Consider the following 20436-nt stretch of genomic DNA (forward strand, 5'->3'; position numbering starts at 1 on the left):
CCGGTTACGAGGACGTGTCCAGCTTCACACGGGCGGCCACCGGAAGGTGATCGCTGCCGGTGCGCGGAAGTGTCCAGGAGCTCTCCGGCTCCATGCCCCTGACCATGATCTGGTCGATCCGTGCCATCGGGAACGACGCCGGCCAGCTGAACCCGAAGCCGCTGCCCGCCGCGCCCTGCGTGGAGCGCATCTGGGAGGTGACGGCATTGAGCGAGCGGTCGTTCATCGTGCCGTTCAGGTCGCCGAGCAGGACGACCCGCTTCAGGGGCTCGTCGGCGATGGCCTCGCCGAGCGCGTCGGCGCTCTTGTCCCGCTGGCGGGCGGTGAACCCGGCCTCCACCTTCACCCGCACCGAGGGCATGTGGGCGACGTACACCGCGACGGGGCCGTGCGGGGTGGTGACCGTGGCCCGCATCGCGCGCTTCCAGCCGAGCTTGATGTCCACCGCCTGGACATCGCTCATCGGGTACTTGCTCCACAGACCGACCGTGCCGACCACCGCGTGGTACCGGTACGTCGGCGCGAGCGCCTTCTCGTAGACGGCCACGGCCGTACCGGGGACCTCTTCCAGGGCCAGTACGTCGGCGCCGGAGGACGCGACGTCACGGGCGGTCACGGCCGGGTCGGGGTTGTCGGCGTTGACGTTGTGGGTCGCCACCATCAGGTCGCCGCCGGAGCCCGACTTGTCGGTGAGCAGCCCGCCGAAGAGGTTGAGCCAGACGATCGCCGGGAGCAGTACGGCGATGAGCGCGGTCGCCGACTTCCGGATCAGGCCGAGCAGCAGCAGGACCGGGATGGCGAGGCCCAGCCAGGGCAGAAACGTCTCGGTCAGACTGCCGAGGTTGCCCAGCCGGTTGGGGATGCGCGAGTGCACCAGCATCACCAGGGCGAGGAGCAGGGCGAGGACCGCGACGATGATGCCGCGGCGCCAGATCCGCGGGTCACCGCGCCATCCGGCGAGCAGGCGGTGTGTCAGGCGCCGAAGCCGGGATCCCGGTCGCTCGGGCCCCGAGCCGCCGTCCGCCGTCTCCGTCATGTACGCCTGCTGCGCCATACCGTCTGCCTCACTGCCTGCCGTGCACACCGTCGTCCCCGTGTACTTCCGACCCTAGGGGATGATCGGTCCTGTTCCCGCCGTCCCATGACGGCCGTACGGAAGACGAGGACGAAAGAGGCGGGGCGGGGAGTTCCGTTCCCCCCGGAACAGCCCCGGTCTGTGACGAAACGCGCACATGAGTGCTACGAGGCTGTCGAGCTGACGGGCCGTAGGCCTGCCAGGACCGTGTCGACGATCTGCTCCGCCAGGCCCTCGGGCAGGTCGGCGTCCGGGCGCAGCACGGCCCGGGTGAGCATGGGGCCGACCAGCATGTCGTTGGCCAGTTCCACGTCCACATCGGTGCGGAGTTCGCCGTTGCGCTGCCCGCGGCGCAGCACTTCCAGACCGAGGGCGCGCCGTGGCGCCACGACGTTCGCGTGGTACGCGGCCCAGATCCTGGGGCTGCTCTTCATCTGGGCGTGGGCGTTGTGCAGCAGCGCCGACGTCCGGCTGGCGAGACCGCGCTGGCGCAGGTTCTCCAGCAGGACGACGAGGTCGTCGCGCATGGAGACACCGGGGAGTTCGGGGTCGGCGGGCTCCGCGGCGCGCACCACGTCGATGAACAGTTCCTCCTTGCCGCTCCAGCGGCGGTAGATGGTGGCCTTGCCGACCCCGGCGGTGCGGGCGATGCGCTCGATGGAGAGTTCGGCGAGGGGTACGCCGTCCTCCAGGAGCTTCATCACGCCCTCGATGATGGCGCGTTCCACGGCCTCGCTACGGGGCCTGCCCCGTACGGGGCGGTGCGGGCACGGCCGGCTTTCGGCAAGGCTCACGTCGATCCGTCCTCTCGCTGTGCTGCGGGAATTGTCCCGCAGCCGCCTCCTTCCCCCGTTGAGCCACGGGCCCGCGTCAGTCGGCGGCCGTGACCAACTCCGTTTCCTTCCCGCCCTTCTCGGCGGTGGGCGGCTTGCCCGGCAGGAACAGGGCCGTGACGACGGCGCCGATCAGCGCGACGCCCACTCCGCACAGCGCGGTGGCGTGCATGGCGTGCAGGAACGCGTCGTCGGCGGGCGTGACCAGGGCCTTGCCCCGCGGGCCGAGCCTGTCGGCGATGCCGAGGGTGGCCTCGATGGACTCGGCGGCCTTGTCGCGCAGGGCGGGCGGCAGCATGCCGAGCTTGCCCTCGACGCCGTTGCGGTACGACGTGGCGAGCACCGAGCCGAGGACGGCGATGCCGAGCGCGCCGCCGACCTGGCGGAAGGTGTTGCTGAGCGCGGAGGCGGAGCCGGCCTTCTCGCGCGGCAGCGCCTGCATGATGACGACCGAGGTGGGCGTCATGATGTGCGCCATGCCGGTGCCCATGAGGAAGAAGACGACCTCCAGCAGCCAGATCGGTGTGTCGGCCTCGAACGTGGCGAACATGGCCAGCGTCGCCGCGATCAGCACCATGCCGGCGGTGGTGGTGGCCTTGTTGCCGAACCGGTCGACCAGCAGCCGGGCACGCGGCGCGAAGATCAGCTGGGCGGCGGCGAGCGGCAGCATCAGCACACCGGACTCCAGCGGGGAGTAGCCGCGCACGCTCTGGGTGTAGAAGACGCCGAAGAACGTGACGCCCATCAGCGCGAAGAAGACCAGCGCGATGGCGCCCATGGCGGCCGAGAAGACCTTGTTCCTGAAGTAGGTGACGTCGAGCGAGGGGTGGTCGCTGCGCTTCTCGAAGAGGACGAAGCCGGTCAGTACGACGAGACCGGCACCGATCGTCGCGAGCACCTTGGTGTCGGTGAAGTCGGCCAGTTCGCCGCCCTTGATGATGCCGTAGACCAGCAGGACCAGGCCGACGACGGACAGGACGACGCCGACGGGGTCCAGTCGGCCGGGCCTGGGGTCGCGGGAGTCGGGCACCAGCCAGACCATCAGGACCAGCGCGAGGACGACGATCGGCACGTTGACGAAGAAGACCGAGCCCCACCAGAAGTGGTCGAGGAGCGCGCCGCCGGTGATCGGCCCGATGGCGATGGCGAGGCCGACGCCGCCGGCCCAGATGCCGATGGCCTTGGGCTGCTCCTCGCGCTCGAAGACGTTCATCAGCACGGCCAGGGTGGCGGGCATGACGAAGGCGGCGCCGAGGGCCATCAGGGCGCGGTAGGCGATCAGCTGGTCCGGCGAGCCGGACTCGGCGGCGAGCATCGAGCCGATGCCGAACACGGCGATGCCGCCGAGGAGCACCTTCTTGCGGCCGAGGCGGTCGCCGATGAGGCCGGCGGTGAACAGCAGGCCGGCGAAGACGAGGGTGTAGGCGTTGATCGCCCACTCGATCTCGCTCTGGGTGGCGCCGAGGCCGGTCGGCGCGGGGCTGGAGATGGTCTTGATGGCGACGTTGAGGATCGAGTTGTCGAGCACCACGATCAGCAGGCTGAGCATGAGCACGCCGAGGATCACCCAGCGGCGCCGGTGCACCGCTTCCGGTATCCGGGAGGCAGGGACGGAGCTTGTCATGTCTTCAACCCTACGGCCATTTCGATACGGAACCGTCTCGTATCTTAATCCTTTACCAGGGTCTTACACGCGGGGCCTCCGGCGCCGGGCGGGGATCACAAGGGGCCCCTCTGGCCCTGGCTGGCACGAGGTGCCACCATGGAGACGATCCGGGGACGCCGTCAGGGCGCCTCGAGATGACTGAAGGAGCCGTTGCCATGACGCAGCTTTCGGCTGCCCAGAACAAGCCCTCCGACGGCAGCAAGGCGCTGTACGGGGGGAAGGGCACCCGCCGCATCACCGTCCGCGACATCACGCTCGCCAAGGAGCGGGGCGAGAAGTGGCCCATGCTCACCGCCTACGACGCGATGACCGCGTCCGTCTTCGACGAGGCCGGGATCCCGGTGATCCTGGTCGGCGACTCGGCGGGCAACTGCCACCTCGGGTACGAGACGACCGTACCCGTCACCCTCGACGAGATGACCATGCTGTCGGCGGCCGTGGTCCGCGGCACACAGCGCGCCCTGATCGTCGGCGACCTCCCCTTCGGCTCCTACCAGGAGGGCCCGGTGCAGGCGCTGCGCTCGGCGACCCGGCTGGTGAAGGAGGCCGGGGTCGGCGCGGTCAAGCTGGAGGGCGGCGAGCGGTCGCACGAGCAGATCCGGCTGCTGGTGGAGTCCGGCATCCCGGTGATGGCCCACATCGGGCTGACCCCGCAGTCCGTCAACGCGATGGGCTACCGCGTGCAGGGGCGCGGCGAGGAGGCGGCGCAGCAGCTGCTGCGGGACGCGAAGGCCGTGCAGGACGCGGGCGCCTTCGCGGTCGTCCTGGAGCTGGTTCCGGCGGAGCTGGCGGCCGAGGTGACGCGGGTGCTGCACATCCCGACGGTCGGGATCGGCGCCGGGCCGGAGACGGACGCGCAGGTGCTGGTCTGGACGGACATGCTCGGGCTGACCTCCGGCCGGGTCCCGAAGTTCGTCAAGAAGTACGCGAACCTCCGTGAGGTCATGGGCAACGCGGCGAAGTCGTTCGCGGAGGACGTCGTCGGCGGGACCTTCCCGCTGGAGGAACACTCCGTCCACTGAGCCATTGCGGCAACACCCCGGCAGCCCCGCTGATCTTCCCCCGTCAGCGGGGCTGCCCCCTTGTCGGTGGCCTGTCGGTGGTTTGTCGGTGGGCACTGGCACTGTCTTGGCCATGACGCGAATCGATGACAACCCCGTCGGCGCGAGCCACGCAGTGACGGTACGGGGACTGGTCAAGCACTACGGCGAGACCAAGGCGCTGGACGGTGTGGACCTGGACGTGCGCGAGGGCACCGTGATGGGTGTGCTCGGCCCGAACGGCGCCGGCAAGACCACCCTCGTGCGGATCCTGTCCACCCTGATCACCCCGGACGCCGGCCGGGCCACCGTGGCCGGCTACGACGTCGTACGGCAGCCCCGCCAGCTGCGCCGGGTGATAGGCCTGACCGGGCAGTACGCCTCCGTCGACGAGAAGTTGCCCGGCTGGGAGAACCTGTACATGATCGGCCGGCTGCTGGACCTGTCCCGCAAGGACGCCCGCGCCCGTGCCGACGAGCTGCTGGAGCGGTTCTCCCTGACGGAGGCGGCCAGGCGCCCGGCGAGCACGTACTCCGGCGGTATGCGGCGGCGGCTGGATCTCGCCGCCTCGATGATCGGCCGGCCGGCCGTTCTGTACCTCGACGAGCCGACCACCGGGCTCGACCCCCGTACCCGCAACGAGGTGTGGGACGAGGTCAAGGCGATGGTCGGCGACGGTGTCACCGTGCTGCTGACCACCCAGTACATGGAGGAGGCCGAGCAGCTCGCCTCCGAGCTGACCGTGGTGGACCGCGGGAAGGTCATCGCCACCGGCGGCATCGAGGAGCTGAAGGCCCGCGTCGGCGGGCGCACCCTCCGGGTCCGGCCGGTCGACCCGCTGCAGCTCCGGCCGCTCGCCGCCATGCTGGACGAGCTGGGCATCACCGGGCTCGCCTCCACCACCGTGGACACCGAGACCGGCACCCTGCTGGTGCCGATCCTCAGCGACGAGCAGCTGACGGCCGTGGTCGGCGCGGTCACCGCGCGCGGCATCACGATCTCCTCCATCACCACCGAACTCCCCAGCCTGGACGAGGTGTTCCTGTCGCTCACCGGCCACCGCGCCAGTGCCCCGCAGGACACGACGTCCGCCGACGCCCGCCAGGAGGTCGCCGTATGAGCGCCACCACCGCCACCGCCACCGCCACCGCCACCGCCACCGCCACCGACGTCCGCATCCCGCTGCGCGGGCATCTGCGGCACACCGGCGCGCTCATCCGCCGCAATCTGCTCTGGATCCGCCAGGACCCGGAGTCGATGTTCGACGCGCTGTTCATGCCGATCGTCTTCACGCTGCTGTTCGTGTTCGTCTTCGGCGGCTCGATCGGCCAGGCGCTGGGCGGCGGCCAGGAGAGGTACGTGCAGTACGTCATCCCCGGCATGCTGGCGATGATGAGCATGACCCTGTCGCAGGGCGTCGGCACCGGGTTCAGCCAGGACTTCAACAGCGGTGTCATGGACCGGTTCCGCACGCTCCCGATCGGACGCGGGTCCGTGCTGTTCGCGAAGATCGCCGTTGAGCTGGCGCGGATGCTGTTCGCGACGGTCATCCTGATGGTCGTCGCCGTCCTGGTCGGATTCCACATCCACCACTGGGCGGGCCTGTTCGCGACGGTGGGGCTGTCCGCGCTGTTCGCCTCCTCGATCATGTGGGTGTTCCTCACCCTCGGCGTGATGCTGAAGAGCGCCCAGTCGGTGCAGGGTGTGGGCTTCCTGGTGCTGTTCCCGCTGCAGTTCGGGTCGTCCATCTTCGCCCCGCCCACGTCGATGCCGGGCTGGCTGCGGACCTTCACCGACTACAACCCGCTGTCGACGCTCGCGGACGCGGCACGCCACCTCATGGACGGCGGCCCGGTCGCCCACGACCTGTGGATGACGGTGGGCTGGTCGGTGGCGATCACCGCGGTGATGGCGCCGATCGCCATCCACAAGTTCCGCACCAAGAGCTGAGCCGTCGCTCAGACCAGGGCGGTGGCCTCCGCGAGGGAGAGGCCACCGCCCTCGGCGTACGCGGCCCGGTAGGCCGGTTCGTCCAGGACCCGGCGGATCCGGGCCTCGGTCAGGTCGTGGCACCGCAGCTCGACACCGGAGAGGACGTGGCCGGCCGGCAGCAGGGCGTCGGCGGCGCCCAGGCAGCGGGCGGCGTCGGCGGCGCGGCTGCCGCCGTCCAGGTCGGCGAGTGCCGTCGCGGCGGTGGTGAGCCACACCGAGTGCAGGTGCGGGGCGATGGTCTGGGCCAGCGGGTCGGCGGCGAGGCGCGCCGCCCGCCGGCACCGGTCCAGGGCGGCCTCGGCCTGCCCCTCCAGAGCGTCCAGCCAGGCCTCCTGGCACAGGATCATGGAGTCGAAGACGACGAAGTGGGCGATCTGGAACTCCTCGCGCAGCAGGCGCAGTTGCTCCCGCGCCTCGGGGATGCGGCCGGTCAGGCCCAGCCAGCAGCCGAGGAACAGCCGGGCGGCCGGCATCGCCTCGTTGAGGGAGCCTTCCTGGCTCGCGATGACGTCCCGGAGCAGTTGCTCGCCGCCCTCCAGGTCGCCCGTCTCCATGAGCACGCTGCCGAGGCGGGCGCGGAGGACGGCCACCTGGCCGCGGGCGCCCAGGCCTTCGGCGTGTTCGATGGCCGCCCGGTAGTCGGCGGCGGCCTCGCGGTAGGCACCCTGGCGTTCATGGGCCTCGCCGCGGGCGGACAGCGCCTCGGCGACGCCCCAGCTGTCCCCGAGGCGGCGGAAGATCTCCAGCGACTCCTCGGCGTCGCGGGTGGCGCTGCCGGCCCATTCGGCGCGGTTGGCGAGGAGGTTGGCGCGCAGCTGCAGGTTCAGGGCCAGTTCCCACTCGAAGCCGGGGGTGTCGCGGCAGGTCTGCACGCTGGCGTCGACGACGGTCCACATCCGCTCGGCGCCGCCGGTCAGCATGCCGGCGAAGAACCAGAACAGGCCGGGCACCCGGCAGGTCTGCGGCAGCCCGGGCTCGTAGGTCTCCACGATGGCCCGCAGCTTGGCCTGCGCCTCGGGCGTCTGCCACGACTCCAGGTCGTGGTCCATGCAGGAGAGATGGGCGAGGTGGACGCCGCGCCGGGCCTCGGCGAGGACCTCGCCGGTGTACGGGGGCGGGGCGTCGGTGCAGCGCTCCCACAGCGGCGCGGCGGGCCGTACGGGTGCGGCGAAGGGATCGGGGCCGAGCGCCATGGCCTCCTCGCACCAGGCGCGGGTCTCGATGCGCTGGTCCCGCATCCGCCAGAAGGACACCAGGGACAGCACCAGGCACAGCGCTTCCTGCTCGTGCCGGGCGGCGACGGCGTGCCGCAGCGCGGTGCGCAGGTTCTCGTACTCCAGCTGGAACCGGTCGACGGCGGTGCGCTGTCCGCTGCCGCGCAGCAACGTGTCGGTGGTGCGGGCGAGTTCGCGGTAGTACGCCAGGTGGGCGCGCTCGGCGTCGGCGCGGCGGCCGGTCTCGTCCAGCCGTTCGCCGGCGTACTCGGCGACGGTCTCCAGCAGCCGGTAGCGCATCCCGCCGTCGGCGCCCCCGCCCGGCGAAGGCGCGGCCACCACCAGGGACTTGTCGACCAGGGAGCCGAGCGCGTCCAGGGCGACGGGGCCGCACACGGCCTCGGCGGCGGCCAGGTCGCAGCCGCCCGCGAAGACGGACAGCCGGGCGAGGACGTCCCGTTCGTCCTCGTCGAGCAGTTCCCAGGACCAGTCCACGACGGCCCGCAGGGTCTGCTGGCGGGGCAGCACGGTGCGGCTGCCGGAGGTGAGCAGCCGGAAGCGGTCGTCGAGCCGGTCGGCTATCTGGCGCGGGGTGAGCATGCGCAGCCGGGCCGCCGCCAGCTCGATCGCGAGCGGCAGTCCGTCCAGCCGCCGGCAGATCTCGGCGCACGCCTCGGGATCGTCCTCGACACGGAAGCCGGGCCGGGCCGCCGTGCCCCGGTCGGTGAGCAGCCGCAGGGCCACCGGCTCCGGCAGCGGCTCCACCGGACGCACCAGCTCCCCCGGCACGCCGAGGGGTTCCCGGCTGGTGGCGAGGACGGTCAGCCCGGGGCAGCGGGCCAGCAGCCGCTCGGTGAGGCGGGCGGCGGCCTCCACGACGTGCTCGCAGTTGTCGAGCACGATGAGCATCCGGCGCCGCGCGCAGTGCTCCACGAGCCGTTCGAGGGGGTCGTCGTACCGGTCGGCGACGGCTCGCATGCTCTCGGCTCCGGCGCCGTGCAGCACGGTCTCGCGGGCGCCGATCGCGGTGAGCACGGCCTGGGGTACGGCGTCGGGGTCGTCCACGGGAGCGAGCTCGGCCAGCCACACCCCGTCCCGGACGGTGTGCCGTACCGCTTCGGCGGTCTCCTGGGACAACCGGGTCTTTCCGGCGCCGCCGGGCCCGAGCAGGGTGACCAGGCGGGCGGCGGCGAGATCGGCGCCGATGGCATCGATGTCGGCTTCTCGGCCGACGAAGGAGGTGAGCCGGGCGGGCAGGTTGCCGAGGGCCGGGCGCGCGGGCTCCGGCGGAGCCTCCGCGAGCAGCAACTCCTTGTGCAGGGCGCGCAGTTCCGGGCCGGGGTCGGAGCCGAGCCGGTCGGCGAGCAGCCGTCGTACGTCCTCGTAGGCGGCGAGTGCCTGGGCCGGGCGGCCGGTGTCGCGCAGGGCGCGCAGCCTGAGCGCCTGCAGCGGCTCGTCCAGCGGGTGGTCGTCGCACAGGGCGGTCAGCTCGGGCAGGGACTGCTCGGCGTGCCCGAGGGCGAGTGCGGCGGTGTGCCGGGCGCGCAGCGCGTCGATGCGGCGGGTCTCCCAGCGGGCCGCCTCGGCGGTGTGGTCGGGCAGGTCGGCGAGGGCGGGGCCGCGCCACAGGGCGAGCGCGTCGTCGAGGGCGGCGGCGGCCTTGGCCGGGTCGCCGTCGGCGAGTGCGGCGAGGCCGTCGCCGGTCAGCCGCTCGAAGCGGGTGAGGTCGACGTCGTCGGGGGCGGCGGTGAGCCGGTAGCCGCCCCCGGCGGAGGCGACGGCGTCCGCGCCGAGGGTGCGGCGCAGCCGGCCGACGAGTGCCTGCAGCGCACCGGCGGCGTCGGCGGGCGGCTCGGCGCCCCACACCTCGTCGACGAGCACGCCCGCGGGCACGGTCCGCCCGGCCCGCAGCGCGAGCACGCCCAGCAGGGCACGCAGCCGCGCCCCGCCGACCGGGACGGCCGTGCCGTCGGGGCGGAATACCTGGGTGGGGCCGAGCAACGAAAAGCGCACGGGGTCCATTGTCTCCGGGGCTCGGGCGGCGTCAGAGCCGGTCGTCGGGGTGCGGCGGGGTGGTGTCGGACACTTCCGGCACATCGGCGTCGTCGGCGATGCCGTCGCTGTCGTCGAAGTCGTCGAGGCCGTCCGGCAGGCACGGGCCCTGAAGGACGTGCGAGGTGTCCGGGGCGTCCAGGGTGACGAGGGCGCCCGTGGCCCGGCGGATCCGGTGCGGGCCCGGGCCGCTGCCGGGTTCCTCCCTCTCGAACCACTTCGGGCAGGTGTCGACGGGTTCCAGGGTGTACGCGCCGGGCACCGCTTCCATGCTGTACGGGGACGGGAGGATGACCGTGCCCTCGGACTCCCTGTCGGCGAGGGCGCGGCGTATGCGCGCGAGGGCGCGCTGGTCCGTGTGCGCCAGGTGCTCCTGCTGAACCAGTTCGATGGCGCGGACCCGGCCGACGGTCTCCTCGTCCGGACCGCCGTGGTTCTCCACCCACGCCTCGGCGCCGTACCCGAGGCCCTCCCGGATGTTCTCGGCGTCGTAGGCGACCAGCTTCCAGGCCACCTCCTCGCCCACCGCGAACGGGGTGCCGCAGCACTCCATCTGCCAGTCCTCGTAGAACACCCTCATCCGTGGCATCCCCCCAGGTTTCCAGGAACCGGACGGTGAGCGCGAGACGTTTCCCCGACGGGTGCGCGGCCGGTACGGTCGCACTCCCGACCGTCCTCGCCCCGTCCGCACAGGAGTCTGCCGATGACCACCGCCACCACCCGCCGCGGCGAACGCCGAGTCAGTCCGGTGTTCGTCGGGATCCTGGCCGTGACGGCGGTGACGGGCTGGGCCACCTGGAGCGGGTACGCGGCGCAGCCGGGCGTCGCGGTGTTCCTGTTCGTGACCTCGGCCTGGATCGTCTCCCTGTGCCTGCACGAGTACGCGCACGCGCGCACGGCCCTGCACAGCGGGGACATCACGGTCGGCGCCAAGGGCTACCTCACGCTGAACCCGCTGAAGTACACGCACGCGCTGCTGAGCATCGTGCTCCCGGTGCTCTTCGTGATCATGGGCGGGATCGGCCTGCCGGGCGGCGCGGTGTTCATCGAGCGCGGCCGGATCCGGGGCCGCTGGCGGCACAGTCTGATCTCGGCGGCGGGCCCGCTGACGAACGTGCTGTTCGCGGTCGTGTGCACCGCGCCGTTCTGGCTGCACGCCCTGGACGGCGTGCCCGCGGACTTCCGGTCCGCGCTGGCGTTCCTGGCGCTGCTCCAGGTGACGGCGGCGATCCTGAACTTCCTGCCGGTGCCGGGCCTGGACGGCTACGGCGTCATCGAGCCCTGGCTGTCGTACCGGGTGAAGCGTCAGGTGGAGCCGTTCGCGCCGTTCGGCCTGCTGTTCGTGTTCGCGCTGCTGTGGGTGCCGTCGGTGAACACCGCGTTCTTCGACGTCATAGACGCGCTGCTGCGGCACCTGGGCGTGGGCGACTTCCCGCTCTACTGCGGCCAGGAGCTGTACCGCTTCTGGCAGGGCACCCCCGAGATCTGCCAGGTCACCCCGTGACGGACGTGTCCTGCGCGGCGGCGGCCCGGTCGCGCTTGACGTAGTACCAGGTCATGTTGGACGTCAGGCCCGCCAGCAGCACCCAGACGATCCCCAGCCAGCTGCCCTGGACGAACGAGACGACGGCGGCGGCCACGGAGAGGACGCAGACGACGAGGGTGTAAAGGCCGATGCGGGGCATGACGGGTGGCTCCTTGCGGGGGACACTGCTACGACGAACAGTGTCCCCCATCCGCTCACACGTCGGTGATGCGGAGCCCGGCGTGTGCCTTGTAGCGGCGGTTCACGGAGATCAGGTTCGCGACCAGCGACTCGACCTGGTGGGCGTTGCGCAGCCGCCCGGCGAAGATGCCGCGCATCCCGGGGATGCGCCCGGCGAGGGCCTGCACGATCTCGACGTCGGCCCGCTCCTCGCCCAGCACCATGACATCGGTGTCGATCTGCTCGATCTCCGGGTCCTGGAGCAGGACGGCCGACAGGTGGTGGAAGGCGGCGGTGACCCGGGAGTCCGGCAGCAGGGCGGCGGCCTGTTCGGCGGCGCTGCCCTCCTCGGGCCTGAGGGCGTAGGCGCCCTTCTTGTCGAAGCCGAGCGGATTGACGCAGTCCACGACGAGCTTGCCGGCCAGCTCCTCGCGCAGGGACTTCAGCGTGTCGCCGTGGCCGTCCCACGGTACGGCGACGATCACGATGTCGCTGCGGCGCGCGGTCTCGGCGTTGTCGGCGCCCTCGACACCGTGACCGAGTTCCCCGGCGGCGGCCCGGGCCCGCTCGGCGGCGCGGGAGCCGATGATCACCTTCTGGCCGGCCCGGGCGAGCCGGTAGGCGAGGCCCTTGCCCTGCGGTCCGGTGCCGCCGAGCACGCCGACGACGTACCCGGAGACGTCGGGCAGGTCCCAGGGGTCCTTGGCGGGGGCCTTGGCAGGGGTCTGTGCACTGTCGGTAGAGGTCATGCGGGCGAGCCTACGTCCGTGGCGCGGACGGCACCGGTCCCGGAGCGCGCTCCCGCCGGTGGTGTACGTCGCCTGGGCGGGCGAATTCCGCGTGAACCGCGCGTCGCGACCGGCCGGGTGCGGCAGGATGCGGGCGCATGGACGCCGTACGGGTCGCGCTGCTGCGGGAAGTGCTCGCCGGGACCGAGTGGCTGGGGGCCACCCGGCGGTTCGCGGGGGTGCTGCGCGGGTCGGTGGTGGCGCACGGGGGCGGGCTGCTGCTGGTGGGCACGCCGGAGTACGAGCCGTGGCATCTGGCCGCCCACCTGGTGGACGAGGCCGCGTGGTCCGGTACGCCCGAGCTGGCGCCGACCCTGGTACGCCATCACGCGCGCCCCTGCGACCCGCCGCACCTGGCCGTCGGACCGGGCCGGATCGAGGCGGCGCGGCGCGGTGAGACCCTGCTGGTGGTGGCGCCCGAGGAGCCCGCGCCGCTGCTGGAACGCGTCCACGACGCCCGCCGGGCCGGGGTCACCGTGCTGGCTCTCGGTGCGGGCGGGGGCGAACTCGCCGCGATGGCGCATGACACGCTGGCCGTGCCGGAGGGGGCGGAGCTGGACCTGGACACGGTGCAGCACCTGCTCAGCGCGGCGGCGGGCGAGAACGGCGGCTCTCCGAGGGTCCGGCGGGGGTTCCGGGACCGTCTGTCCCGGCTGGCGGAGGTGTTGACGGCGCCGCCACCCGCTCCTTGGTGACGCCGGGTGCCCGGCTCCCTGGTGACGCGAGCGGCTCGGCACGGAAATGCGGTTGTCCCCGCACCCCCGCCCAGCCGAACATGCCCCAGTGACCCGCGCCCTTCTCCCCGACCTCTCCCCCTGGAAGGCCTCCGCAGATTTCCGGCGTCTCTGGAAATCCGGCCTGATCAGCAACTTCGGCAGCTTCCTCACCTTCGTCGCGCTCCCGGTCCAGCTGAAGGACCTCACCGGCTCCGCGGCAGCGGTGGGCGCGATCGGCGCCGTGGAGCTGCTGCCGCTCATCGTCTGCGGCCTGTACGGCGGTGCCCTCGCCGACGCGCTCGACAAGCGGAAGCTCATCGTGTGGACGGAGGCCGGGCAGGGTGTGCTGAGTGCCGTCCTGCTGCTCAACGCGCTGGCCCCGCACCCCATGGTCGGGCCGCTGTACGCCGTCGCCGCGCTCTCCTCCGCCCTGGTCTCCGTCCAGCGCCCGGCCCTCGACTCCCTGTGGCCCCGGATCGTCGCCCACGACGACATGCCCGCCGCGGCCTCGCTGAACTCGCTGCGCTGGACCGTCGGCGGAGTCGCCGGCCCGGCGGTCGCGGGCGTGGTCGTCGCCTACGCGGGCCTGGGCTGGGCGTACGCGGCCGACCTGCTGACCTTCGTCGTCTCGCTGGCGTACATCGTGCGGATCGCCCCCTCCCCCGCCTCCCACGAGGCGTCGAGGCCCTCGCTGGGCGCCGTCCTGGAAGGCGCCCGGTACGCCTGGAGCCGCAAGGAACTCCTCGGCACCTACGTCGTCGACCTCGCCGCGATGTTCCTGGCGATGCCGCTCGCGGTGCTGCCGTTCCTCGCCGACGAGCTGCACGCGGACTGGGCGCTCGGGCTGATGTACGCCAGCCTGCCCGCCGGGGCGATGCTGGTGAGCCTGACCAGCGGCTGGGCCGCGCGGATCCACCGGCACGGGCTGATGGTGGTGCTGTCGGCGGCCGGCTGGGGTCTGGCGGTCGCGGCGGCGGGCGTCTGCGGGAACGTGTGGCTGGTCCTGCTCTTCCTGACCGTGGGCGGCGGCTTCGACATGGTCAGCGGGATCTTCCGGGCCGCGATGTGGAACCAGACGATCCCGGACGAGCTGCGCGGCCGGCTCGCCGGGATCGAGCTGCTGTCCTACTCGGTCGGCCCGCAGCTGGCCCAGGTCCGGGCGGGTGGCCTGGCCGCCTGGGCGGGCGTACGGACCTCCGTCGTCTCCGGCGGGCTGGCGTGCGCGGGTGCGCTGGGGCTGCTGGCGCTGTGCCTGCCGGGGCTCATGCGGTACGACGCCCGGACCAATGAACACGCGCTGCGGATGCGCGAGCGCCGCGCCGTCGTACGGACGTGACCCCGCGCCCTCACGCGTCGTCGGTGTCGCCCCGCGCGGACGCGTCGTGCCAGCGCGGGTCGTTCTCCCACTGGAGGTTGCGCTCGGCGGCGGTCTCCATCGCGCGCTGGGCCTCCTGCGGCGACGCGTACGGCCCGAAGCGGTCCTTGCCCGGGCAGTCCGGGCCTTCTTCGACCTTCTTGTGTTCCAGGCAGTAGTACCACTCACCGGGCTTGCCGGCGGTGCGCTTCTTGAACAGGGCCATGAGCAGCTCCTCTCGCCACCGACATGTTCCCCCATGTCCGCTCGATAGACTCACTGGCATGTCTGGCCAGTCGCTGCTCGTTCCAGGGGAGCTGTCTCCCACCCGTTCGGTTCCCGGAAACATCCGCCGCCCCGAGTACGTCGGCAAGCCCGCGCCGGCGCCGTACACCGGACCGGAGGTGCAGACCGCGGAGACCATCGAGGCGATGCGGACCGCCGGCCGCATCGCCGCGCGGGCGATGGAGGAGGCCGCGAAGATCATCGCGCCGGGGGTGACCACGGACCAGCTGGACAAGGTGGCGCACGAGTACATGTGCGACCACGGCGCCTATCCGTCCACGCTCGGCTACCGCGGCTTCCCGAAGTCGCTGTGCACCTCGGTCAACGAGGTCATCTGCCACGGCATCCCGGACTCGACGGTCCTCAGGGACGGCGACATCGTCAACCTGGACGTGACGGCGTACATCGGCGGGGTGCACGGCGACAACAACGCCACCTACCTGGTCGGGGACGTGGACGAGGAGTCCCGGCTGCTGGTGGAGCGGACCCGGGAGGCGCTGAACCGCGCGATCAAGGCGGTCCGGCCGGGCCGGCAGATCAATGTCATCGGCCGGGTCATCGAGTCGTACGCCAAGCGGTTCGGGTACGGGGTGGTGCGGGACTTCACCGGGCACGGGATCAACTCGTCGTTCCACTCCGGACTGATCATCCCGCACTACGACAGCCCGCACGCGACGACGGTCATGCAGCCCGGGATGACCTTCACGATCGAGCCGATGCTGACGCTGGGCACCCACGAGTACGACATGTGGGACGACGGCTGGACGGTCGTGACCAAGGACCGCAGGCGGACCGCGCAGTTCGAGCACACGCTGGTGGTGACGGAGACCGGCGCGGAGATCCTGACCCTGCCGTGACGCCGCGCTGCCTCGCTTCGGCCCGCTCTCTTCGGAGGGCGGGCCTTTTGCATGCCCGGATCTTGCATGCCCGGATCCAGGTTGTGGGCCGGACCCTGGTGTTTTTCCGACACGCTGTCGGTAAACTTACCGACAGGCCGTCGGCAACCGAGGAGTGTCCATGGAGTCGTTCTCGTCCCTCATCCGCACCGCGTCCCACGAGCAGCACGTGGAGGCGGAGACCTCGACGTTCATGGGGGACCTGCTCGGCGGCAGGCTCGGCGTGGACGCGTATGCGCGCTACACCGAGCAGCTGTGGTTCGTGTACGAGGCGCTGGAGCACGCGGCCGGGCGGCTGGCCTCGGATCCGGTGGCGGGGCCGTTCATCCGGCCCGAGCTGTTCCGGCTGGCCGCGCTGGAGCGCGACCTGGCGCATCTGCGGGGTCCGGGGTGGCGGGCGGGGGTGAGCGCCCTGCCCGCCACGCGCGCGTACGCGGCCCGGGTCCGCGAGTGCGCCGAGCGCTGGCCCGGCGGCTATGTCGCCCACCACTACACGCGCTACCTGGGCGACCTGTCCGGCGGTCAGATCATCCGCGACCGGGCCGAGAAGACCTGGGGCTTCACCAGGAAGGGCGACGGCGTCCGCTTCTACGTCTTCGACGGCGTGCCCAACCCGGCGGCCTTCAAGCGGAGTTACCGGCAGTTGCTCGACGGGATAGGGGCGGACGACCTGGAGAAGCAGCGGATCGTCGGAGAGTGCAAGCGGGCTTTCGCCCTGAACACCGCGGTGTTCCGGGCGCTCGGGGACGAGTTCCCGCTCAGCGCCTAACGCTCCAGGAACACCCGGCCCCCGACCTCCACCCATCCCTCCGGCTGGGGTGCGGTCAGGATCTGGGAGCCCCTGCCCTGGGTGATGTTCAGGGCGCGGCCCAGCCGGTCGGTGAGGAGGAGGGCGGCGGCGCCGGTGGCCTCGTCCTCGTCGATGCCGTCCCCGCGGCCGGGGAAGGCGCGGGCGCGGATCCGGCCGGCCGCCTCGTCCTCCCAGGCCCAGGCGTATGTCCACTCCCCCGGCGGGGGCACGTCGAGGGCGTCCACCTCTGCGGCGGTGGCGTACTGGCGCAGGGTGCGCGGAGGGGCCCACTCCGGCCGCGCCTCGATCCAGGTGAACTCGCCGTCCAGGCGGGTGCCGGCCACTCCGGCGGGAGTGACCAGTTCGGGCACGTCGAGCAGCCAGGCCGTGCCGACGCAGGGGTGACCGGCGAAGGGCAGGCGCAGGGCGGGCGTGTAGATGTCGATCACGCCGCGCTCGGGGTCGTCCACGAACACGGTCTCGCTGAAGCCGAGTTTGGCCGCGAAGGCCTGCCGGTCCTCGCGCTCGGGCAGCACCGAGCCGTCGCGGACGACACCGAGTTCGTTGCCGTAGCCGCCGTCCGGTCCGCAGAAGACGCGGAGTACGTCGTAGTCAGTCACGGGGGAATTGAAACATCGCGGCGGCGGCGAGCGCGTCCCAGGCAGGGGCGCCGCCGGGCACGGGCCAGGTGCGGATGGCGGACGGTTCGTAGGGCAGTCCGGCCAGTGCGTCGCCGTAGCCCTGCTGCACGGCCGTGCGCTGCCGTTCGAGCGCGGGCGTGGCGGGGTGCGCGGCGAGCCGGTCCAGGTGGCGGCGGTGGCCTTCGGTCATCGCCCGGGCGTCCCGGCGCCATCGTTCCTCGTCGAGCAGCCGGGTGAGCACCACACACTCCGGGGTCCGCTCCTCCGCCAGTGCGGCGACCACCCGGTCATGGCCGTCGAGAATCACCCAGCCGTCGAGGAAGGGCACCCACCACAGCAGGACGGGCGCGAGTGTGCCCTCGCGGACGTGCTTGCGGTACGCCTTCACGCGCGGGGCGTCCGGCGGCGCGAGTTCCCGCAGCGGCAGGACGCCCTGCCAGCCGCCGCCGCAGTACAGCTCCAGACTCCCCCCGGGCCAGTCGCGGACGAAGTCGGAGGTCCAGACGTAGGGAGGCAGGGTGGCGCGCAGGGCGAGTTCCCAGCGGCCGTCGTACAGGGGCGTTCCCTCGGCCTCCGTCAGCCATGTCGCGTACCGGTGCGGCCAGTTGACGGCCGCTCTCATCCCGGCGGAGCGGAGGGGCGGCAGCACGGGGCGGTAGCCGTGCAGGCGGTGCAGGTGCAGGTCGTGGCAGCATCCGTCGCCCGTGAGGCCGCCGAGCAGCACGGGCCGCGCGCCCTGCCGGAGCATCCTCCGCCGCCCGTCCTCGGTGGCCTCGAAGCGGAGTGCCGGCGCTGCCCGGTCCGCGACCTCCAGCACCAGCCGGCCGGCTCCCAGCGGTTCCCTGCGCGCGTTCCCCATGCCCGCCACCCTCCCACGCGCCCTTTGAGACGTGAATCACGACCCCGGAGGGTATTGGTGAGGTAAGGCTCAGGTAAGTTAGGCCAGCCTCACCACACCAGATCTGCTGGAGCCTGCATGCGAGCCGTCCGACTGACCGTCACCGCCGCCACGACCGTGGCCGCTCTGACCGCCCTCTCGGCCTGCACCGCGAAGAGCGAGGCCAAGGACGGCGACGCCGTCCAGGTCACCGCGGCCGACTCGAAGTGCGACACCTCCGCGAAGTCGGTCCCGGCGGGACACGTCACGCTGAAGATCCAGAACAAGGGCTCCCAGGCCACCGAGGTCGAGATCCTCTTCCCGGACGACCGGATCGTCTCCGAGAAGGAGAACATCGGCCCGGGCACCGAGTACACGCTGACCGCCGAGGTCAAGGCGGGCTCGTACGAGATCGCCTGCCGCCCCGGCATGAAGGGCCGCGGCGTCCGGCAGAAGCTCGACGTGACCGGCGGCGGTACGGACGCCAGGCGGAACCCGGGGCTGGACAAGGCGGTCGCCGACTACCGCCAGTACGCGCAGGACCAGGCCGACGCCACCGTGCCGCTCGCCGAGACCTTCGCCAAGGCGATCAAGGCCGGCGACCTCGACGCCGCCAAGAAGGCCTACGCCCCCTCCCGCCTGGGCTGGGAGCGCACCGAGCCGGTCGCCGAGTCCTTCGGTGACATCGACCCCAAGACCGACACCCGCGCCGACGGCCTGGAGAAGGGCCAGAAGTGGACGGGCTGGCACCGGCTGGAGAAGGCCCTCTGGACGGACAGGAAGATCGGCGCCGACGAGAAGACCCTCGCCGACCAGCTGGTGAGCGACCTGAAGGACTGGCAGAAGCGGGTCGGTACGGCCCAGATCACCCCGACCTCCATGGCCAACGGCGCCAAGGAGCTGCTCGACGAGGTCGCCACCGGCAAGGTCACCGGTGAGGAGGACCGCTACTCGCACACCGACCTGGCCGACTTCAAGGGCAACGTCGAGGGCGCGCAGAAGGCGTACGAGCTGCTCAAGCCGGTCGCCGCGAAGAACGACCCGGCGCTGGCCAAGGAGCTGGACAAGCAGTTCACCGCACTGAACGGCGTGCTCGACCAGTACCGCTCGGACAAGGACTCCTACGACTTCGTCTCCTACGACAAGGTCACCAAGGAGCAGCGCAAGGAGCTGTCGGACGCGGTGAACGCGCTCGCCGAGCCGCTGTCCAAGCTCGCCGCCGCGGTCGCGAAGTAAGCAGGGGGCAGGGCGATGACCGAGACCCAGGGGAGCAATCCGTCGCGTCGTTCGCTGATCGGCTGGGGCGGCGCCGGGCTCGCGCTCGGTGCCGCGGCGGCCGGCGGCGCGGTGGCGATGGCCAAGGCCGGCGACGACGTGGACCCGGTGGCCGCCGAGGCGGGCGGCGCGGTGGAGTTCCACGGCGCCCACCAGGCGGGCATCGCCACGCCCGTCCAGGACCGGCTGCACTTCGCCGCGTTCGACGTGAAGACCGAGGACCGCGAGGAGTTCGTCCAGCTGCTCAAGGACTGGACGGCGGCGGCCCGGCGGATGACCGCCGGCAAGCCCGTCGGCGAGGGCGCCTACGGCGGACTCGCCGAGGCACCGCCGGACGACACCGGCGAGGCGCTGGGCCTCAAGCCCTCTCGGCTGACGCTCACCCTCGGCTTCGGGCCCTCGTTCTTCGAGCACTTCGGGCTGCGGAACCGGCGGCCGGCGGCCCTCGCCGACCTGCCGCAGTTCCCGGGGGACAACCTGGACCGGTCCCGCACCGGCGGCGACCTGTGCGTCCAGGCCTGCGCGGACGACCCGCAGGTGGCCGTGCACGCGATCCGCAACCTCGCCCGCATCGGCTTCGGCAAGGTCGCCATCCGCTGGTCGCAGCTCGGCTTCGGCAAGACCTCGTCCACCACGCCGGACGCGCAGACACCGCGCAACCTGATGGGCTTCAAGGACGGCACCCGCAACATCGCGGGCACCGAGACCGACCGGCTGAAGAAGTTCGTGTGGGTCGGCGAGGGCGACGGGGGCGCCGAGGACGCCTGGATGACCGGCGGGTCGTATCTCGTCGCCCGGCGCATCCGCATGAACATCGAGACCTGGGACCGCACCTCCCTGCAGGAGCAGGAGGACGTGTTCGGGCGGGACAAGCGCGAGGGCGCGCCGGTCGGCAAGGCCAAGGAGCACGACGAGCCGTTCCTGAAGGCGATGAAGCCCGACGCGCATGTGCGCCTCGCGCACCCGGACTCGAACGACGGGATCACGATCCTGCGCCGGGGCTACTCCTTCACCGACGGCACCGACGGCCTCGGCCGCCTGGACGCCGGCCTGTTCTTCCTGGCCTACCAGCGGGACGTGCGCAAGGGGTTCATCCCGCTGCAGCGCAGGCTGTCCGCGCACGACGCGCTCAACGAGTACATCCAGCACGTGGGTTCGGCGGTCTTCGCGATCCCGCCCGGCGTCCGGGACTCCGGCGACTGGTGGGGCCGCACGCTGTTCTCCAAGGAGGCGTAGC

Annotated in this window: 20 protein-coding genes; 10 read left to right on the forward strand and 10 right to left on the reverse strand. The window is 72.1% G+C overall.

Going from position 1 to position 20436, the window contains the following annotated elements:
* Positions 1 to 4: 4 nt before the first annotated feature.
* The 3 genes from ABT171_RS18235 to ABT171_RS18245 form a co-directional block, all read right to left on the reverse strand.
* Positions 5 to 1054: an endonuclease/exonuclease/phosphatase family protein gene (locus tag ABT171_RS18235; protein WP_351244857.1), complete on the reverse strand. Its 1050-nt coding sequence runs from the start codon at positions 1052 to 1054 to the stop codon at positions 5 to 7.
* Positions 1055 to 1239: 185 nt separating this feature from the next.
* A complete protein-coding gene (locus ABT171_RS18240) occupies positions 1240 to 1869 on the reverse strand; it encodes a TetR/AcrR family transcriptional regulator (protein ID WP_351244859.1) in 630 nt (209 codons plus the stop codon).
* Positions 1870 to 1945: 76 nt separating this feature from the next.
* Positions 1946 to 3532 (reverse strand): MFS transporter, encoded by a 1587-nt coding sequence (locus tag ABT171_RS18245; RefSeq protein ID WP_351244861.1) that lies wholly within the window; start codon positions 3530 to 3532, stop codon positions 1946 to 1948.
* A gap of 197 nt (positions 3533 to 3729) precedes the next feature.
* On the opposite strand from ABT171_RS18245, the gene panB reads away from it, so the two are divergent.
* The 3 genes from panB (at position 3730) to ABT171_RS18260 (ending at position 6564) form a co-directional block, all read left to right on the forward strand.
* The gene (gene panB / locus ABT171_RS18250; protein WP_351244863.1) at positions 3730 to 4596 is read left to right on the forward strand and encodes a 3-methyl-2-oxobutanoate hydroxymethyltransferase; all 867 of its coding nucleotides are present in this window, start codon (positions 3730 to 3732) and stop codon (positions 4594 to 4596) included.
* 112 nt (positions 4597 to 4708) lie between these two features.
* The gene (locus ABT171_RS18255; RefSeq protein WP_351244865.1) at positions 4709 to 5734 is read left to right on the forward strand and encodes an ATP-binding cassette domain-containing protein; all 1026 of its coding nucleotides are present in this window, start codon (positions 4709 to 4711) and stop codon (positions 5732 to 5734) included.
* Positions 5731 to 6564 carry an ABC transporter permease gene (locus ABT171_RS18260; protein ID WP_351244867.1) on the forward strand — a complete coding sequence of 278 codons (834 nt, stop codon included), beginning with the start codon at positions 5731 to 5733 and terminating at the stop codon, positions 6562 to 6564. Before ABT171_RS18255 ends, ABT171_RS18260 begins: the two co-directional genes overlap by 4 nt.
* Positions 6565 to 6572: 8 nt before the next feature.
* On the opposite strand, the gene ABT171_RS18265 is transcribed toward ABT171_RS18260, so the two are convergent.
* Positions 6573 to 9842 (reverse strand): AfsR/SARP family transcriptional regulator, encoded by a 3270-nt coding sequence (locus ABT171_RS18265; RefSeq protein WP_351244869.1) that lies wholly within the window; start codon positions 9840 to 9842, stop codon positions 6573 to 6575.
* A 22-nt stretch (positions 9843 to 9864) separates the two neighbouring features.
* A complete protein-coding gene (locus ABT171_RS18270; protein WP_351244871.1) occupies positions 9865 to 10452 on the reverse strand; it encodes a DUF6578 domain-containing protein in 588 nt (195 codons plus the stop codon).
* 123 nt (positions 10453 to 10575) lie between these two features.
* On the opposite strand from ABT171_RS18270, the gene ABT171_RS18275 reads away from it, so the two are divergent.
* Positions 10576 to 11376: a site-2 protease family protein gene (locus tag ABT171_RS18275; protein ID WP_351244873.1), complete on the forward strand. Its 801-nt coding sequence runs from the start codon at positions 10576 to 10578 to the stop codon at positions 11374 to 11376.
* Here the strand turns inward: ABT171_RS18275 and ABT171_RS18280 are convergent.
* Complete coding sequence (locus tag ABT171_RS18280; protein WP_351244875.1) at positions 11366 to 11557, reverse strand: hypothetical protein; 192 nt, start codon at positions 11555 to 11557, stop codon at positions 11366 to 11368. The genes ABT171_RS18275 and ABT171_RS18280 overlap by 11 nt on opposite strands.
* Positions 11558 to 11612: 55 nt before the next feature.
* Positions 11613 to 12326 carry an NADPH-dependent F420 reductase gene (npdG, locus tag ABT171_RS18285; RefSeq protein ID WP_351244877.1) on the reverse strand — a complete coding sequence of 238 codons (714 nt, stop codon included), beginning with the start codon at positions 12324 to 12326 and terminating at the stop codon, positions 11613 to 11615.
* Positions 12327 to 12463: 137 nt separating this feature from the next.
* On the opposite strand from npdG, the gene ABT171_RS18290 reads away from it, so the two are divergent.
* Together ABT171_RS18290 and ABT171_RS18295 are read left to right on the forward strand one after the other, a co-directional pair.
* Entirely contained in the window at positions 12464 to 13060 is a 597-nt protein-coding gene (locus ABT171_RS18290; protein WP_351244879.1) for a hypothetical protein, read from the forward strand.
* Positions 13061 to 13148: 88 nt separating this feature from the next.
* A complete protein-coding gene (locus ABT171_RS18295; protein WP_503075656.1) occupies positions 13149 to 14417 on the forward strand; it encodes an MFS transporter in 1269 nt (422 codons plus the stop codon).
* Between the two features lie 10 nt (positions 14418 to 14427).
* On the opposite strand, the gene ABT171_RS18300 is transcribed toward ABT171_RS18295, so the two are convergent.
* Positions 14428 to 14661: a hypothetical protein gene (locus ABT171_RS18300; protein WP_351244883.1), complete on the reverse strand. Its 234-nt coding sequence runs from the start codon at positions 14659 to 14661 to the stop codon at positions 14428 to 14430.
* Positions 14662 to 14719: 58 nt separating this feature from the next.
* On the opposite strand from ABT171_RS18300, the gene map reads away from it, so the two are divergent.
* Together map and ABT171_RS18310 are read left to right on the forward strand one after the other, a co-directional pair.
* The gene (gene map, locus ABT171_RS18305; RefSeq protein WP_351244885.1) at positions 14720 to 15577 is read left to right on the forward strand and encodes a type I methionyl aminopeptidase; all 858 of its coding nucleotides are present in this window, start codon (positions 14720 to 14722) and stop codon (positions 15575 to 15577) included.
* 160 nt (positions 15578 to 15737) lie between these two features.
* Positions 15738 to 16385 carry a biliverdin-producing heme oxygenase gene (locus tag ABT171_RS18310; RefSeq protein WP_351244887.1) on the forward strand — a complete coding sequence of 216 codons (648 nt, stop codon included), beginning with the start codon at positions 15738 to 15740 and terminating at the stop codon, positions 16383 to 16385.
* Here ABT171_RS18310 and ABT171_RS18315 read toward each other — a convergent pair.
* Together ABT171_RS18315 and ABT171_RS18320 are read right to left on the reverse strand one after the other, a co-directional pair.
* Entirely contained in the window at positions 16382 to 17026 is a 645-nt protein-coding gene (locus tag ABT171_RS18315; protein WP_351244889.1) for a PhzF family phenazine biosynthesis protein, read from the reverse strand. The two genes, ABT171_RS18310 and ABT171_RS18315, sit on opposite strands and share 4 nt — an antisense overlap.
* On the reverse strand, positions 17019 to 17906 hold the full coding sequence (locus ABT171_RS18320; RefSeq protein WP_351244891.1) for a hypothetical protein: 888 nt from the start codon (positions 17904 to 17906) through the stop codon (positions 17019 to 17021). The genes ABT171_RS18315 and ABT171_RS18320 overlap by 8 nt, the downstream gene beginning before the upstream one ends.
* A 117-nt stretch (positions 17907 to 18023) precedes the next feature.
* Here ABT171_RS18320 and efeO point away from each other — a divergent pair, with 117 nt between their 5' ends.
* Both efeO and efeB read left to right on the forward strand, forming a co-directional pair.
* Entirely contained in the window at positions 18024 to 19160 is a 1137-nt protein-coding gene (gene efeO / locus ABT171_RS18325) for an iron uptake system protein EfeO (RefSeq protein ID WP_351244893.1), read from the forward strand.
* A gap of 15 nt (positions 19161 to 19175) precedes the next feature.
* A complete protein-coding gene (efeB, locus tag ABT171_RS18330) occupies positions 19176 to 20435 on the forward strand; it encodes an iron uptake transporter deferrochelatase/peroxidase subunit (protein ID WP_351244895.1) in 1260 nt (419 codons plus the stop codon).
* Position 20436: the final 1 nt, after the last annotated feature.

Source organism: Streptomyces sp. NPDC001851 (assembly GCF_040297165.1).
In the GTDB taxonomy this organism is placed as follows: Bacteria; Actinomycetota; Actinomycetes; order Streptomycetales; family Streptomycetaceae; genus Streptomyces.

Excerpts from the sequence above, each read along its gene's own strand:
- ABT171_RS18235 (WP_351244857.1), bottom strand. The coding sequence starts at position 1,054 with ATGGCGCAGCAGGCGTACATGACGGAGACGGCGGACGGCGGCTCGGGG.
- ABT171_RS18245 (WP_351244861.1), bottom strand. The coding sequence starts at position 3,532 with ATGACAAGCTCCGTCCCTGCCTCCCGGATACCGGAAGCGGTGCACCGG.
- panB (WP_351244863.1), top strand. The coding sequence starts at position 3,730 with ATGACGCAGCTTTCGGCTGCCCAGAACAAGCCCTCCGACGGCAGCAAG.
- ABT171_RS18255 (WP_351244865.1), top strand. The coding sequence starts at position 4,709 with ATGACGCGAATCGATGACAACCCCGTCGGCGCGAGCCACGCAGTGACG.
- ABT171_RS18260 (WP_351244867.1), top strand. The coding sequence starts at position 5,731 with ATGAGCGCCACCACCGCCACCGCCACCGCCACCGCCACCGCCACCGCC.
- ABT171_RS18265 (WP_351244869.1), bottom strand. The coding sequence starts at position 9,842 with ATGGACCCCGTGCGCTTTTCGTTGCTCGGCCCCACCCAGGTATTCCGC.
- ABT171_RS18270 (WP_351244871.1), bottom strand. The coding sequence starts at position 10,452 with ATGAGGGTGTTCTACGAGGACTGGCAGATGGAGTGCTGCGGCACCCCG.
- ABT171_RS18275 (WP_351244873.1), top strand. The coding sequence starts at position 10,576 with ATGACCACCGCCACCACCCGCCGCGGCGAACGCCGAGTCAGTCCGGTG.
- ABT171_RS18280 (WP_351244875.1), bottom strand. The coding sequence starts at position 11,557 with ATGCCCCGCATCGGCCTTTACACCCTCGTCGTCTGCGTCCTCTCCGTG.
- npdG (WP_351244877.1), bottom strand. The coding sequence starts at position 12,326 with ATGACCTCTACCGACAGTGCACAGACCCCTGCCAAGGCCCCCGCCAAG.
- ABT171_RS18290 (WP_351244879.1), top strand. The coding sequence starts at position 12,464 with ATGGACGCCGTACGGGTCGCGCTGCTGCGGGAAGTGCTCGCCGGGACC.
- ABT171_RS18300 (WP_351244883.1), bottom strand. The coding sequence starts at position 14,661 with ATGGCCCTGTTCAAGAAGCGCACCGCCGGCAAGCCCGGTGAGTGGTAC.
- map (WP_351244885.1), top strand. The coding sequence starts at position 14,720 with ATGTCTGGCCAGTCGCTGCTCGTTCCAGGGGAGCTGTCTCCCACCCGT.
- ABT171_RS18310 (WP_351244887.1), top strand. The coding sequence starts at position 15,738 with ATGGAGTCGTTCTCGTCCCTCATCCGCACCGCGTCCCACGAGCAGCAC.
- ABT171_RS18320 (WP_351244891.1), bottom strand. The coding sequence starts at position 17,906 with ATGGGGAACGCGCGCAGGGAACCGCTGGGAGCCGGCCGGCTGGTGCTG.
- efeO (WP_351244893.1), top strand. The coding sequence starts at position 18,024 with ATGCGAGCCGTCCGACTGACCGTCACCGCCGCCACGACCGTGGCCGCT.
- efeB (WP_351244895.1), top strand. The coding sequence starts at position 19,176 with ATGACCGAGACCCAGGGGAGCAATCCGTCGCGTCGTTCGCTGATCGGC.